General features: G+C 67.1%; 12 protein-coding genes. 8 read left to right on the forward strand and 4 right to left on the reverse strand.

Annotated features, from left to right (window positions below; genetic code table 11):
• The first annotated feature begins 132 nt into the window (after positions 1 to 132).
• The 3 genes from JZ791_RS28245 to JZ791_RS28255 all read left to right on the forward strand — a co-directional run bounded on the left by JZ791_RS28245 (position 133) and on the right by JZ791_RS28255 (position 5,087).
• Complete coding sequence (locus tag JZ791_RS28245; protein WP_216898382.1) at positions 133 to 894, forward strand: pirin family protein; 762 nt, start codon at positions 133 to 135, stop codon at positions 892 to 894.
• A gap of 50 nt (positions 895 to 944) precedes the next feature.
• A complete protein-coding gene (locus JZ791_RS28250) occupies positions 945 to 1,442 on the forward strand; it encodes a VOC family protein (RefSeq protein ID WP_216898383.1) in 498 nt (165 codons plus the stop codon).
• Between the two features lie 240 nt (positions 1,443 to 1,682).
• The gene (locus tag JZ791_RS28255; RefSeq protein WP_254206434.1) at positions 1,683 to 5,087 is read left to right on the forward strand and encodes a tetratricopeptide repeat protein; all 3,405 of its coding nucleotides are present in this window, start codon (positions 1,683 to 1,685) and stop codon (positions 5,085 to 5,087) included.
• A gap of 4 nt (positions 5,088 to 5,091) precedes the next feature.
• On the opposite strand, the gene JZ791_RS28260 is transcribed toward JZ791_RS28255, so the two are convergent.
• On the reverse strand, positions 5,092 to 5,610 hold the full coding sequence (locus JZ791_RS28260) for an Imm42 family immunity protein (protein WP_216898385.1): 519 nt from the start codon (positions 5,608 to 5,610) through the stop codon (positions 5,092 to 5,094).
• A gap of 366 nt (positions 5,611 to 5,976) precedes the next feature.
• Between JZ791_RS28260 and JZ791_RS28265 the strand changes: the two genes are divergently transcribed.
• Positions 5,977 to 6,831: a hypothetical protein gene (locus JZ791_RS28265; protein ID WP_216898386.1), complete on the forward strand. Its 855-nt coding sequence runs from the start codon at positions 5,977 to 5,979 to the stop codon at positions 6,829 to 6,831.
• 24 nt (positions 6,832 to 6,855) lie between these two features.
• On the opposite strand, the gene JZ791_RS28270 is transcribed toward JZ791_RS28265, so the two are convergent.
• On the reverse strand, positions 6,856 to 8,574 hold the full coding sequence (locus tag JZ791_RS28270) for an MFS transporter (RefSeq protein ID WP_254206435.1): 1,719 nt from the start codon (positions 8,572 to 8,574) through the stop codon (positions 6,856 to 6,858).
• Between the two features lie 330 nt (positions 8,575 to 8,904).
• Between JZ791_RS28270 and JZ791_RS28275 the strand changes: the two genes are divergently transcribed.
• Complete coding sequence (locus tag JZ791_RS28275) at positions 8,905 to 9,336, forward strand: TIGR03618 family F420-dependent PPOX class oxidoreductase (RefSeq protein ID WP_216898387.1); 432 nt, start codon at positions 8,905 to 8,907, stop codon at positions 9,334 to 9,336.
• 69 nt (positions 9,337 to 9,405) lie between these two features.
• Here the strand turns inward: JZ791_RS28275 and JZ791_RS28280 are convergent, their stop codons facing one another.
• The gene (locus tag JZ791_RS28280; RefSeq protein ID WP_216898388.1) at positions 9,406 to 10,533 is read right to left on the reverse strand and encodes an alkaline phosphatase family protein; all 1,128 of its coding nucleotides are present in this window, start codon (positions 10,531 to 10,533) and stop codon (positions 9,406 to 9,408) included.
• 524 nt (positions 10,534 to 11,057) lie between these two features.
• On the opposite strand from JZ791_RS28280, the gene JZ791_RS28285 reads away from it, so the two are divergent.
• Together JZ791_RS28285 and JZ791_RS28290 are read left to right on the forward strand one after the other, a co-directional pair.
• Positions 11,058 to 11,510 carry a VOC family protein gene (locus JZ791_RS28285; RefSeq protein ID WP_216898389.1) on the forward strand — a complete coding sequence of 151 codons (453 nt, stop codon included), beginning with the start codon at positions 11,058 to 11,060 and terminating at the stop codon, positions 11,508 to 11,510.
• Between the two features lie 130 nt (positions 11,511 to 11,640).
• A complete protein-coding gene (locus JZ791_RS28290; RefSeq protein WP_216898390.1) occupies positions 11,641 to 13,146 on the forward strand; it encodes an AMP-binding protein in 1,506 nt (501 codons plus the stop codon).
• A 53-nt stretch (positions 13,147 to 13,199) separates the two neighbouring features.
• Here the strand turns inward: JZ791_RS28290 and JZ791_RS28295 are convergent, their stop codons facing one another.
• Positions 13,200 to 13,814, reverse strand: coding sequence for a dihydrofolate reductase family protein (locus JZ791_RS28295; RefSeq protein ID WP_216898391.1), 615 nt, complete (start codon positions 13,812 to 13,814; stop codon positions 13,200 to 13,202).
• Positions 13,815 to 13,987: 173 nt separating this feature from the next.
• Here JZ791_RS28295 and JZ791_RS28300 point away from each other — a divergent pair.
• Positions 13,988 to 14,208, forward strand: a 221-nt coding sequence (locus JZ791_RS28300; protein ID WP_216898392.1) for a hypothetical protein, incomplete at its 3' end; no start/stop codon positions are given.

Below are 14,208 nucleotides of genomic sequence, written 5' to 3' on the forward strand. Positions count from 1 at the left end.
GACAACCGGCGATGCCGCCGACTCGGCTCGCGCGACCGTGGGGAATAGACGCACTCGGCGTACGGTTGGTGGACATGGAAACCAAATGGGATCGTGAGTAGCGACCCGGAACCCTCGAGGAGAGTACTCATCATGAGCACCGTCCAACTGACCCCCGAGATCGATGTCCGCCGTGCCGAGGACCGGATGAAGTCCCGGTACGGCTGGCTGGATTCGAAGCATTCGTTCTCGTTCGGTCATCACCACGACCCGTCCAACACCCACCACGGGTTGCTGCTGGTCAACAACGACGACATCGTCGATCCCGGAACCGGCTTCGAGACCCATCCGCATCGCGATATGGAGATCGTGACGTGGGTCCTGCAGGGCTCGCTGGTGCATCAGGACTCGACCGGGCACAGCGGTGTGATCTACCCGGGTCTGGCTCAGCGGATGAGCGCCGGAAGCGGGATCATGCACTCGGAGAAGAACGACTCGTGGCGTCTGAGCGGGGATGTGCATACCGATCCGGTGCATTTCGTGCAGATGTGGGTGGTGCCCGACGAAGGCGGGATCACCCCGGGCTACGAGCAGTTGGAGATCGAATCGGAACTGCTGGCGGGTGGGCTGGTGCCGGTCGCCTCGGGGATGCCCGAGCACGATGCCGCCATTCGCATCAAGAACAAGTACGCGGCCCTGCACGCCGCGCGGCTGACGCCGGGGCAGTCGGTGCGGCTGCCGGACGCGCCGTTCCTGCACCTGTTCGTGCCCCGTGGTGCGGTGCGGCTCGAGGGCGCCGGCGAGCTGCGCACCGGCGACGCGGTCCGGTTCACCGCGACGGGCGGCCTGGAGGTCACCGCGACGGAACCGGCCGAGATCCTGGTGTGGGAGATGCACGCCACCGTCCAGTCGTAATCGGGCGTTTTTGAGCCCACCATGGATGTAGACGCCCGAGGAGACCTTCGATGACCGATGACACCGTGACCGATACCCCCACCGACCGGCGGCGCCTGCGCGAGGCATATCTGCGGGCGCCCGCCGCCCGCGGCGCCTCGACCGCCCGCGGCCTGCATCACACCGCGCTGATCAGCAGTGATGTGGAGCGGACGATCCGCTTCTATCAGGACCTGCTGGGTTTCCCGCTCACCGAGTTGATCGAGAACCGCGACTACGCTGGTTCCTCGCACTTCTTCTTCGACATCGGCAACGGCAACCTGCTGGCCTTCTTCGATTTCCCGGGTCTGGACCTCGGCCCCTACGCGGAGGTCCTGGGCGGCCTGCACCACCTCGCGATCTCGATGGACCCCGCCCGCTGGACCGAGGTCGTGGCCCGCCTGGACGCCGCCGGTGTGCCGTACGAGACGCACAGCGAGGTCTCGGCGTACTTCCGTGATCCGGACGGCGCCCGAATCGAGCTGATCGCCGACGAACTCGGGGAGATGTACGGCCATCGGGTGCTGTAAAACCGCGTAGTGCCTGTGGCACACCACATCGCACGTGAAGCCGGACCGGGGATCCGGCATGTGCGTTCCCGAACTGACCAGTCGCCGAATAAGATTCACACTGCGCGGGTCGAGTACGCAGACCCGGCACACAACGGAATGTATTGGCACATCCAGACAAGAGTGATCACACTGACTGGACAGGCGAGAAGTAGCGCTGGCGGGGCGAGTTCCTCGGCTCGAAAGGCGTTCGCGCGCAATTTGTCAGAGCTGTTCGAGGCGGCGGGTAATCCGACCCTCGAACAGGTGGTGCGCGCCACCAGGGCTCGATTACAGGGGCGGCGTGGGCTGCCGACGGTCCAGCGCGTCAGCGACTGGCGATCCGGTCGCAATGTGCCCGCGAAGTTCTCCTCGCTCGAGCCGGTGCTGGCGACACTGATCTTCCGGGCACAGTCGGAGCAGGCGGACGTCCCCGCCGGGTTGCTGAATATCACCACATGGCAACGAGTTTGGCAGGCCGCCCTGGACGAGGTCGGTTCCACGACGGTGGCGCCCGTGCCCCCGGCGTCCGCGCAGGACGCGGCCGTCCGGTCAGTGGTCGTCGATACCCTTCCCCGCGACGTCGGCACGCTGATCGGCCGCGATGACGAGGTCCAGCGAATCCTCGACGCGGCGGGCGAGCGGCCGGCGACGTCCTCGATCCGGACCATCGACGGCATGCCAGGCATCGGAAAAACCGTGCTGGCCACCCGCGTCGCGCATCGGCTCGCCGGACGGTTTCCGGACGGCCGGTACTTCGTCAGCCTGCACGCCCACACCCCGGGCCGTCCCACGGTGAAGCCCACCGACGTACTGGCCGGGCTGCTCACCGATCTGGGTGTGGATCCCCGCAATATTCCCGACACCCTGGAGAATCGGCGCAACCTGTGGCGAGATCGGGTGGCGGGCAAGCGGATCCTGCTCGTGCTGGACGACGTCGCGGACTACGACCAGGTCGAGCCGCTGCTGCCGAACGGTCCCGGTTGCCTGACCCTGATCACCAGCCGGCGGCACCTGATCGCGCTGGACGGATCCGAGCCGTTCGCGCTGGATACGCTGGATCCGGACAAGGCCGCCGAACTGTTCTGGACGCTGTCGCGCCGCACCCCCGGCGGCGAGGACCGTGCGGCGGTACGGGAGATCGTGCGGTTGTGCGGGTACCTGCCGCTGGCGATCGTGCTGCTCGCGGGCCGGCTGGCCTATCACACCAGCTGGACTGTCGCCGAAATGGCCGCCGATCTCGCGACGGCGCAGGACCGGCTGGGCGAACTGGAGGCGGGTGAGCGGGCGGTGCGGGCCGCGTTCACCATGTCCTACCGTGACCTGCCCGCAGAACGGCAACGGCTGTTCCGGCAGCTGAGCCTGCATCCGGGGCCCGCCATCGACCGGCACGCGGCCGCGGTGCTGGGCGGCCTCTCCCCGGCCCGGGCCCGGCGCGAACTCGAGGCCCTGTTCACCGACCATCTGCTCGATGAGCCGGACAGCGGCCGCTACCGGATGCACGATCTGCTGCACGAGTACGCGTTGGAGCTGGTCGAGCGGGATCCGGTCGACGAGCGCCGGGAGACCCTCGACGCGCTGTTGGACCACTACGAACATACCGCCGAGACCGCCGATCGGTTCGTGGCTGTGGGGTTGCGCCTGCAGGTGTCGCAGGATCCGGAACCGGCTGGCACGCCGTACTTCTCGGATCGTGCCGGGGCCCTGACCTGGCTGCGGACCGAGCGCGAGAACCTGCTGGCCTGCCTGGAATACGCGGCGTCGCACCATCAGTCGGCGCGGGTGATCGGTCTGACCAGCATCCTGTCGGGGCTGTTGCGTCTGGATGGGCCGTGGCCGTTGGCGATTCGACTGCACCGCCGGGCGGCCACGGTCGCCGAACACAGCGGCGATCTGCCCGCCGCCGCCGACGCGCTCAACGATTTGGCCGGGGTCCGGTACGCGACCGGTGACTATCCGGGGACCGCCGAGGTGATCCGGCAGGCCTTGCGGATGTACCGGGATATCGGTGACCGGGTCGGGCAGGCGCATGCGCTGAACAGCCTGGGCCGCTTGGGATATGCCACGGGTGACTATCCGGGCACCGTCGAGTTGATCCGGCAGGCGCTGGCGCTGTATCGGGAAGTCGGCGACCGGCTGGGGGAGGCGTACGCGCTCAGCGGGCTGGGCGTGGTCCGGTACGCGACCGGCGACTATCCGGGCGCCGCGAGTCTGGTTCAGCAGGCATTGGCGATATTCCGGCAGGTTCGTGATCGGCTGGGGGAGGCATATGCCCTCGATGAGCTGGGCGTTATCCGTTATGCGACAGGTGATTACGTGCACGCGGTGGCGGCCGAACAGCAGGCGCTGGAGATTTACCGCCAGACCGGTGACCGGTTCGGCGAGGCCTACGCGCTCGGTGATCTGGCCTCTGTCCGGTTCGCCACCGGGGACTACACGGGCGCCGCGGAGCTGGGTCGCCAGGCGCTGGCGATCTGCCGGGATGTCGGTGATCGGCTGAACGAGGCCTACGCGATCGACACCCTCGCCACCGCGAAGTATGCGACAGGAGAGGCCGCGGCCGCCGCCGAACAGGTCGAACAGGCGCTGGAGATCTTCGAGGAGATCGGTGACCGAGTCGGCACCGCCTATGTGCACGGCAGTCTCGGTATGGTCCGGTATTCGACCGGCGATTACATGGCCGCGGCCGAGCAGATGCGCCGCGAACTCGCGATCTTCCAGGAGATCGGTGATCGGGTCGGGCAGGGGTACACGCAGCTCATGATCGGGCTGGTGCGCTACGCGGCCGCCGACTACCACCAGGCAAACGATCTGATGCGGGCGGCGTTGGCGATCTTCGAGGAGATCGGTGACCGGGTGGGCCAGGCCTACGTGCTCAACGGCCTGGGCAGGCTGCGGTACGCCGCCGACGCCATCCCCGAGGGAGTCGCGGACCTCGACCGCGCATTGGGCATATTTCGGGAGGTCGGCGACCGGATCGGTGAGGCGTACACCCTCGGCAGCATGGGGCGGTTGCGCTTCGCCGCGGGCGACATGGCGGCCGCCGAGGCCCTGGTCCGGCAGGCGCTGAGCATCTACCGGGCGACCGGTGACCGGCTGGGGCACGCCTTCAGCCTCGACGGACTGGCATTGCTGCGGTATGCCGAGGGCAACTACGGTGAGGCCACCTTCCATCTGCAAGAGGCCACCGCGATCGTCCGCGGCATCGGCGACCGGGTCATGGAGGCGTACAGCCTCATGCTGCTGGGGCTGCTGCGCTACCAGGCCGGTGATTATCGCGGCGCCGCCGAGCTGGTCGAACAGGCGCCGGGGATCTTCCGGGAGATCGGCGATCGGATCGGTGAGGCGTACGCCTTCCTCGGCCTGGGCTTGGTGCGGTTCAAGGCCGGCGACTATTCCGCCGCCGACCTGGCCGGTGCGGGGCTCGCGCTGTTCCGCGAGTTGGGTGACGAGCCCGGCCGGGCCGAGGTGGTCGAGCAGATCAATCAACTCTGGGAGGAATCCAGCGGGCCGCAGAACGCGGTGGTCTCCTACGTCGACGCGCTTCGCGCGATCCGCGAAATCCATATCCGCTGGAAGAGGCGCCGGGTGTGGCGCGATCTGCCGGTGCCCGAGGTCGCGCGTTGACCGCTCACCGGGCCTGCTCCAGCGGAAGGGTGTCCAGAAATCCGCGCAGCACCTGCGCGAATTCGCCGGCGCGCAGGCGTAGTTCGTGCAACTCCCGATGATCGACCTGCCCCCAGATGAGTCGTGCGTGCGTCGCGCTCTCGACGACGAAGATGTCCCAGGGATCGAAGGCCGCGGTGCGCGGACTGACGAAATAGGGACCATACCGCGTGCCGTCCGCCGCGATCTGCTCGTCGGAGCGGTCGTTGTCGGCGAACAGCGCCTCGGTGACGATCCGCGCCACTTCCCCGGCCGGCAGGTCGACGAGGTCGGACTCGTGCCTGCCGCTGTCCTGCCGGAGAATCCGTTCGGCCGCCGACGCGACATATCGGATCGCCGTGCTCGATTCGTAGCGGCCGACCGGCTGGTTACCGCACCACCATCGGATACGCCCGAATATCCAGTGCGACGGCGGCGTGTCGCTGCCCGCCGCGTCGAGCTCGTATTCGACGGCAAACCGTTGTGGATCCCCGACCAGCACCATTGCATCTCTCCGAACCTATGACCGCCGCCGCCACAGCAGGTTGCACCGAAGACCGAGCCGAAATCACCACCGAACAGTAGGAAGAAGCCGCATCGGCTGTCAGCGCCCCGGTCGCCCGCGCCCTCCGGGAGCTGGAGGTCCGGGGCTTTTCCGGTCCGGAAAACCCGCCTCCGCTCCGGAACCCGCAAGCGCACGTCATGCCGAGTATTGTTTTCGCTCACGGATTGTGGGCCGATGGTTCGTGTTTCAGCACAGTGATTCCCGCGCTGCGGGCGCTGGGGCGAGTCAGTGGACGTGTCGAGCACATCGAGGTCGTCCATGGGCGAATCTGGTTGCGGCCGGACGGTATCGAGTGACAATGGCTTGGTGTCGGCGGTCGTCGTTTTCAGCAGCGGTGAGCTGTGGTTCGCCAATTCGCTCGGTTGGTACTCGTTCGTCGAGCGGGCGCGGGCCCGGTTACCGGATGCCGAGGGACTGGACGATTACGGGGTGTTCTTCGACATGATGTCCGACGAGGATCGGTTACCGGTGGCTCGAGCGCTACTGGGTGCGGCACGTGAGCTGCATCAGGAGGCGATCGCGGACGGCGAGGAGGGTAATGCCGACCACTCGCACCGCCTGGCGGAACTTCTGGAAGTGGAACTCGCTACGACCGAACGCCCGGTCGCCGTGCATTTCGGTATCGAGCGGTGGACCGCTGAACCGGCCACCTGGCAACGGATTTCCGCACGGGCTCGGGATGAACTCGAACAGCGCGGGCTGGGACAACTCGCCGATCGGCTGCGACCGGAGGGCATGCGTGTGGATCCCGGATACGACGAACAGTTCGTGCAGGCGCTCCTGGACACGGTCGAGGAACTCGCCACCCAGCCGCCGATCGACTCTCGGCTCCACATACTGGCTGACCACCTGGCCGCCCTCCTCGGCACGATCCAGCCGACGCGGCGACACATCTATTTCCCGGACGGAACGGACTGGATCACCACCATCACCGGCTGGGAGAGATTGGTGAGAAGGGCGGCGACGGTATCGACCGAGCGACCAGTCGGTGGCCTCGTTTCCCGGCGCGGTATCGCCTTTGCGCTGATGGACGAACCAACGGTGCGCTGCGCGATACACGCTCTGCATGTCGCCGCCACCGCGCTGCTCACCGATCCGGAAACCGCCGAATCGGACCGAACGGACCTGCGCCGGCTACTCGACGAGGTCCGACCCGGTTAGGCGCCGGGTTCCCGATCGGGGTGGTTATCGGCCGTGCAGCTCCGCGAGGCTCTGCTGGACCATCGCCTCGTGGCGTTCGGCGTCCTCGCGGGCCTTGGACGGGCTCCAGCGGCCACGCATCACGAAAACGAAGGGGATGAACAGCAATTGGGTGATGGCGCAGACCCACCACCACACCTGCCATTGCCGCGGGCCGTCGTGTCCTGCCTTCGCTACTTCGGCCGAATGCGCCTTCAGGTAGGCCAGATCCGCCGTGGGAATCGGGTGCGAGCCCAGTTGGCGCAGAACGGCTTCGGCGCCCGCCGGATCCGTGGCCACCTTCGCGTGGATGAGCTGTGTTACCGCGGTGGCGGCGACGGACGGGTCGGTGGGATGCGCGGCGAGCTGGGCGCTCACCTGCGGGGATAGGGCCGAGAGCGCGGCGGTCTGCTCGGGATAGGCCGCGACGATCGCCCCGACGCGCGAACCCTGGTCCACCAGTGTGGATGTCGCGGTGACCACGAGGGTGAACACCGCCAGGGAGATGGTGATCACGATGCGGATGGTCCAGCCGTAGATGGCCAGGCCGGTGGCGGTGGCGGCCGGGTTGTGCGCCTCGACGGTCTCGGTGTACGCGGCCATCCACGTGCAGTAGGCGAACGCGGCGCCGGCGGCGCCGATGGCCATCACCGCGGCGAACTCGTAATACGAGGTGTTCGGTCGGGTGGCGAGCAGGGCGAACACCGCCGTCGAGCAGCAGGCGACGACCGCGCCGACGATCATGAACGGCTTGCGCACTCGCAGTCGGTCGGACAGGACTCCGGCGACGATCAGCGCGATCGCGTCCGCGGCCCAGTACCAGTTGGCCAGGGCGTTGGCGCGAGCCTCGCTGTAGCCGAACGTGGTGACGAAGTAGACCACGAACAGGCCGACCGCGATGTAGTAGAAGAACAGGAAGACGCTGATCGCGAAGGCGGAGCCGAAAACGTCCGGGCGCAGCAGTTGCCGCCAGTGCCCGCGCAGCGCCTGCTCCGGGTCGAGGCCGGCCGCGCGCGCCTCGACGAGCTGACGATCGCGCAGGCTCACCATCAGCTGATCCCGCAACTGCGGCGTGAGCTCGCGCAGACCGAGCAGTGCGATCACGGCGACCACGAGGCCGGAGATACCGCAGACGTAGAACTGGAATTGCCAGTCGGGATGAGTGGACAGGGTGTGGCTGGAGACCACGGTGACGACCAGGCTGCCCAGTACCGGACCCATGGTCCAGAACCCCATCGCCGAGGCGCGGCCCAGCTGGGGTGAGAAGTCGCGGATCAGTGCCGGCGTCGCCACCAGCATGATCCCCTCCACGATGCTCAGTACGGCGAACAGCACTGTCCAGGCTGGCTTCTCGGTGACCCTGGGCAGCCCGACGACGACGATGAGGCCGGTGATGAACAGGCCGACGACCACGAGATTCGCTCGCCCCCAACGGTCGGCCAGGCCCGCCGCCAGAGATCCGAAGGCCCCCACCAGATTTCCGAGCACCGAGACGAAGATGTACTGGGTGAAGGTGAATCCGAAGCTGACTATGATCTTGGTGGCGACCGCGCCCTGGACGTACAGCTCGTAGTAGAGCACCACGGTGGCGAGCACGGTGATCAACAGGAATCCGTAACGCAGGGCCGTATCCGGATAGTGCGGCAACTGCCTATGCCAGATCCAGCCGAACGGGTAACCGGCCCGGCCTTCTCGCGTGGGGGTGTTGGCGGTGCTGTCGAGCATGGCTACCTCGCTGATCCGGCCGTCGACCGGCGTCGATCCAAGCAGTCCGGCTCGGCGAGATCACCGAGCCTGTGATCTGCGACACAATGCTGACTCGAGTTGAATCTGGAGTCAAGTCTTGGTCCTGTCGACCAGGGTGAATGAAAGCCGTTCTCGCTCAGCCGCTCTAGCTCATCGAAACCGCTACGGGGATGTCACGACACCGACGGGCCGTCGATCGGCGAATCCGATGAGGTTAGAGTTGTGATGTATATCACTATCGAGTGTATGGTTTCGCGCGTCGCCGAGCGGCCAGGAATAAACGACGCGGGGTCGGGTGTCTGATCATGCATGCCGAAACCCTTTTCCGAGGTTGAGCGTCAGAAGTTTCTCGAGGCCAAGCACACGGCCGTGCTGTCGGTCCAAGCGGCGGATGGCCGGCCGCCGTTGAGCATTCCGATCTGGTACGACTACACCCCGGGTGGGGTGATCCGGATTCACACCAGCGACGGGAGTCGCAAGGCGCGGCTCATGCGCGCCGCCGGGGTGGTGACGGTGACCGTGCAGCGCGAAGAGCCGCCGTATCAGTACGTCAGCGTCGAAGGGACGATCGTCGATGCGACGAGCCCCGCGCCGCGGGACGTGCGGGAGGAGATCGCCGTGCGCTATCTCGGACCAGAGGGCGGTCGGGCGTTCGCCGATGCCATGCCCGTGGAAGGGTCGGTGCTGTTCAGCATTCGTCCTGACCGGTGGATCAGCCAGGACTATTCGGGAGATCTCTGAAAATCGTTCGGACATCACCGAATAAGGACGGGGTCGTGCCCGAGAGGGTGCGGCCCCGGGTATCCATCGCTATCCGGTGATCAGTGGGATCAGCTGTTCGGCGGAGGTCCGGGCGCCGTGGTGGCCGAGCAGCGTCGATTCCATCGGTTCGAGGCCGGGGCGGACGAGCACGCTGTTGCCCTGGGCGACGGCGACGAGGTCGCCGATGCGGCCGGTGATGATCGGGCCGGGCGGGGTGGGGCCGAACCAGTGTTCGTCCAACGCCTGCTCGCGGCTCACTATCGTTGCGTGCGTGGATAGTTCGCCGGTCCATCGGGCCAGCACATCGGGCAGCGCGTCGGCGCGGTCGAGGTAGACGTGGCGCACGCGAGGCTCGCCGCCGATCAGCCGCACGTCGTGGTGCAGGTGCGGCCGGGTATCGAGATCGATCACCGCGTCCGCCCGGATCATTCCGTGGTCGCCCGTGATCAGGAGTGTGCACGTGGCCGGGAGATCGGTCAGCAGATCGGCGACGCACCGATCGATATCGCCCAGAACCGAGAGCCACGGCGGCGATTCGGGGCCGTGGAGGTGACCGTTCGCGTCGAGATCGGGGAAGTAGGCGTAGACGAAGCGGCTCTGCCGATCCGAATGATCCGCGGCCGTGAGGATTCCGGCTCGCACCTGGTCGAGGGTGGTGGCCGGATGCAGTACTCCGTCCGCGCGGAACGATGCCCGGGTCAGCCCGGAGCCGCGCTGATATTCGGGTACCACGTAGTGCACCTGCACGCCGTGCGCGGCGAGGTCCTGCAACCGGCTGGGATGCGGCTGCACCGTCTCCGGCGGGTACGCCTCGCGCGCATCCGGTCCGGTCGCCGAGTCCAGGCTCCAGCGCAACGCGTTGAGCAGCCGTGGACCATCGGCATCGGGTACCGCGAAGCTGTATCCGACGATGCCGTGTGTCGCACAGGGCGCGCCGATGGCCAGACTCGTGAGACTCGTCGCGGTGGTCGCGGGGAATCCGGCGGTCAGCGTGCCGGTGACGTGTGCGGTCAGCGTGGGCGCGACCTCCGGGTGCCGCGCGAGTAGTTCTGCGCCCAAACCGTCGATCAGCAGCATCACGACATCGCGATTGGGCCTGAGCCCCAGCGGATCGGGCCCGCCCATCCCGAACGATGCGGCGACGGACGGCAGGATATCGGCGAGTGTATTGGACATCGCCGTCCATCATGCCGGTCCGTGCCCGGCCTCCCGCTGCATTTTTCCGCCCCGAGACTCTGGTTTCCGAGGATTCCGTCCGAAGAATGCAGAGGGAGGCCGGTTCTCCGAGCCGCTCCCCGCGATGCCGACCCGGCACTACGCCCATGACCCGGTCTCAGGGCACGGCCGCCGCGCTGCACTCTGCGAGCAGACCGCACCCCGGCCTTTCGCTGCATTTTTCCGCCCCGAAACTCTGATTCCCGACAATTCCGCCCGAAGAATGCAGCCGGAGGCCGGTTCTCCCATACCCCGCGACCCGCCAGCCATCAGCGCACGGCCACCACACCGAACCGCGCTCCGCGAGCCGACTCCACGCCACTACGCGATGACCCGGCCTACCGCTGCATTTTCGTGGCTCGATCATCCGGTTTCGGACGAACGCGGGCGGAAAATGCGGCGGGAGGCCGGTTCTCGCGCGCCGGACCGCTGGATCACCTTGTCGCGCAACTTGAATCGTTCATTCGGGGCGCTATGGTGTGCTGATGGACGGGCCCAACGGATTCGACGGAATACATCATCTGAAGGTTTTCGTCACCGATCTTGCCGCTGACCTCGCGTGGTGGGAGGCGCTCGTCGGGGCTCGGCGGGAGCCGAGTCTGGACCACCGCACGGCCGCCGGTGATCTGTTCGGCTGTCTCGTTCGGATTCCCGGTGTCGCACCGTATCTGGAACTGCGGCTGGATCCGGCCGCGGCAGGGCGGACCGCCGGGCTCGATCCCATCACCTTCGCGGTCCGGACCAGGGATGACCTGGTCGGGCTGGGCGAGCGCCTGGATGGTCGCGGGATCGAGCACTCTCCGGTGCTGCGTGGGCTGGCGGGGTGGGTACTGGTCGCGCGTAGTCCGAGCCTGCAGTCCGTGCGGTTCTACACGCGTGAGACCCATGAGTGGGACCCGGCTGGGGCGGATGGTGATTCACCGTGGCTCGCGCCGTGAGCTGAGGTTTTCTCGCGCTCGGCCCCGGCTGGCGGTCGATCTCGTCGGCCGTGCCGGGATTCGTCGTACGGTGGATGTCGATCGAGTCTGAGCGAGCGGACGACCGGCAGAGCCGAGCGAGGGAGCGAGCATGTTCTACGACATCGCCGTGGAGGATCCGGACCGGGTCGCGGTGATCGATCCCGCCGGGCGTCCGGTGAGTTTCGGGCAGCTGTTCGCGCGAGCGAATCGGCTGACGCACGCACTGCGAGGGCTGGGGGCCGGTGTGGGCGACGGGGTGGTCGTGGTCGTGCGCAACGGGTTCGCTTATTACGAAATGCTTTTGGCGACAATGCAGATGGGGGTCTACTTCACCCCGGTGAACTACCGGTCGACGCCCGCGGAGATCGCGTACATCGTCGAGAACAGCGGTGCGCGCGTGGTCGTCGCCGATGCGGACATAGCGGTGACCTGCACCTGGGTGCTGGACGAGTTGGGCATCACGGAGCAGCGGCGATTCTCGATCGGGCCGGTCGAGGGATGGTCGGATTTCGAGAGCTGGGGCGCGGATCAGCCCAGCGGCGCCCCGGCGGATCGCACTGCGGGGCAGACGATGTTGTACACCTCGGGGACGACCGGGCGGCCCAAGGGAGTTCGGCGTCCGCTGTCCGGGCAGCCCCCCGCCCTGCATCCCGACGGCATACAGACCCTGCGGGCCTTCGGATTACGTCCCGGCGCGGGCGTACATCTGGTGGCCTGCCCGCTGTATCACGCCGCGCCGGGCACATTCTCCATGGGCGCACTGCATCTCGGGCACACCCTGGTGCTGATGGACCGGTTCGACGCGCAGCGCACGCTCGGACTGATCGAGCAGTACCGGGTTACCAGCACCCATCTCGTGCCGACGATGTTCCACCGCATGCTGCGCCTGCCCGAACGGGTCCGTTCCGGTCACGACCTGTCCTCGCTCAGCAGCGTCATGCACGGGGCCGCCCCGTGTCCACCGCAGGTCAAGCAGGAGATGATCGACTGGCTGGGTCCGGTCGTGGTCGAGTACTACGGCGCCTCCGAGGGCATGGTCTCGATCGTGCCGACGGCCGAGTGGCTGAAGGCGCCGGGCACCGTGGGGCGTCCGCTGCCCTCGGTCCAGGTGCGGGTTCTCGACGACGACGGTGCGGAGCTGCCGCCCGGTGAGCCCGGAATACTGTATTTCCACTCCGCGTCCACCCAGCTCGACTACCACGGTGACGCGGAGAAGACCGCGGCCGCGCGCCGCGGTGAGCTGTTCACCGTCGGCGATGTCGGCTACCTCGATGAGGAAGGTCGAATCTTCCTGTGCGACAGGCGAACCGACCTGATCCTGTCCGGTGGTGTCAATATTTACCCCGCCGAGATCGAGGGCAGGCTGCTCGCGCATCCGGAGGTCGCCGACGCCGCGGTCATCGGTGAACCCGACCCCGAATGGGGTCAGCGCGTCGTCGCTTTCGTCCAGCCCGTGCCGGAAAGCGTCGGCGACGAGAGCCTGGCTCGGCGTCTGACGGATCATTGCCGCGCGGCGCTGGCGGGATTCAAGATCCCCAACCGCTTCGAGTTCCGAGATGAGTTGCCCCGCACCGAAACCGGGAAGATGCTGCGCCGCGCCCTCCGCGCTCGGTGAATCGGCGGCATCGGTGAGCGCGATATCCGCCGCGCAACGAATGCTCGCCGCGATTATTTGCCCACGGTGAAATACAGGTGGGTGGCGTAGGGCGATTCGACCACGCGGGTTCGTTCCAGCTCGATGGTTCGGTCACCGAGGTGGTCGAACAGGCGTTTACCCGCGCCCAGCAGTACCGGCGCCACATGCAGGCGCAATTCATCGACCAGACCGGCGGCCAGGAATTGCTGGATGACGTTCGCGCCGCCGCCGATCCCCACGTCCTTTCCCTCGGCCACCGCGCGAGCCTGGTCCAGGGCGCTGTGGATGCCGTCGGTGACGAACGTGAACGGCGATTCGACATTCGCCCACTTCGACGGAACCGAATGCGTCACAACGAAGTACCGCGCGTCCGGCCCACCGGGCGGGTTGCCGCCCCAGCCGTCGGTGACGTCGAACATGCGCCTGCCGATGATGCCCGCCCCGATCGAACTCACGGCCTGCGCCAGCACCTCCCGATCGGCCTCCTGCGGCGCGAACGGATGCCCGCCCGCATACGTCCACGGCCCGCCCATCACCCAGTTGTGCAGGCATTCGCCGCGCTCACCGAGCCCAGCCCCGGGACCGTCGTTCGGCCCGGTGATATATCCGTCCACCGACATCGTGATATCCGCGACAACCCGAGTCATGACCTTCCTCCTGTGTGAGATGCACGCCTATACCGGATGGACGACGGGCGGTCCGGAAAATCATCGGTAGATGAGACTCGAGTATCCCGGAAACGGGGCGGAAGAAGCTTCATATCCGTGCTGTGGCGAGGCACTATCGATTCCGATACTGACCTCACCGATGGGAGGCGGGGATGCGGTGGCTGGGCTCGAGGATCGCGCTGGTGGTCGCGATGGCGCTGGTGGTCGCGGGGTGCACGGCCGGGCGTGCGGAGCAGCCGTTGCGGTTCGAGGTCTCCGAAGGCGGGAATCTGAACTACTTTCTGCGGGACGGCGGTACCGCGGCGCATCTGGTGTTGCGGGCGGGGCCGAATCCGCGTCTGGTGGTGGCGTTTCCCGCGGGTAACAGTGGGGT

This window comes from Nocardia alni (assembly GCF_019038435.1).
Lineage (GTDB): Bacteria > Actinomycetota > Actinomycetes > Mycobacteriales > Mycobacteriaceae > Nocardia > Nocardia alni.

Bases quoted from the DNA above. Each gene is read 5' to 3' on its own strand.
- JZ791_RS28295 (WP_216898391.1), bottom strand. From the start codon at position 13,814: ATGACTCGGGTTGTCGCGGATATCACGATGTCGGTGGACGGATATATC.
- JZ791_RS28250 (WP_216898383.1), top strand. From the start codon at position 945: ATGACCGATGACACCGTGACCGATACCCCCACCGACCGGCGGCGCCTG.
- JZ791_RS28245 (WP_216898382.1), top strand. From the start codon at position 133: ATGAGCACCGTCCAACTGACCCCCGAGATCGATGTCCGCCGTGCCGAG.
- JZ791_RS28280 (WP_216898388.1), bottom strand. From the start codon at position 10,533: ATGTCCAATACACTCGCCGATATCCTGCCGTCCGTCGCCGCATCGTTC.
- JZ791_RS28290 (WP_216898390.1), top strand. From the start codon at position 11,641: ATGTTCTACGACATCGCCGTGGAGGATCCGGACCGGGTCGCGGTGATC.
- JZ791_RS28275 (WP_216898387.1), top strand. From the start codon at position 8,905: ATGCCGAAACCCTTTTCCGAGGTTGAGCGTCAGAAGTTTCTCGAGGCC.
- JZ791_RS28285 (WP_216898389.1), top strand. From the start codon at position 11,058: ATGGACGGGCCCAACGGATTCGACGGAATACATCATCTGAAGGTTTTC.
- JZ791_RS28260 (WP_216898385.1), bottom strand. From the start codon at position 5,610: ATGGTGCTGGTCGGGGATCCACAACGGTTTGCCGTCGAATACGAGCTC.
- JZ791_RS28270 (WP_254206435.1), bottom strand. From the start codon at position 8,574: ATGCTCGACAGCACCGCCAACACCCCCACGCGAGAAGGCCGGGCCGGT.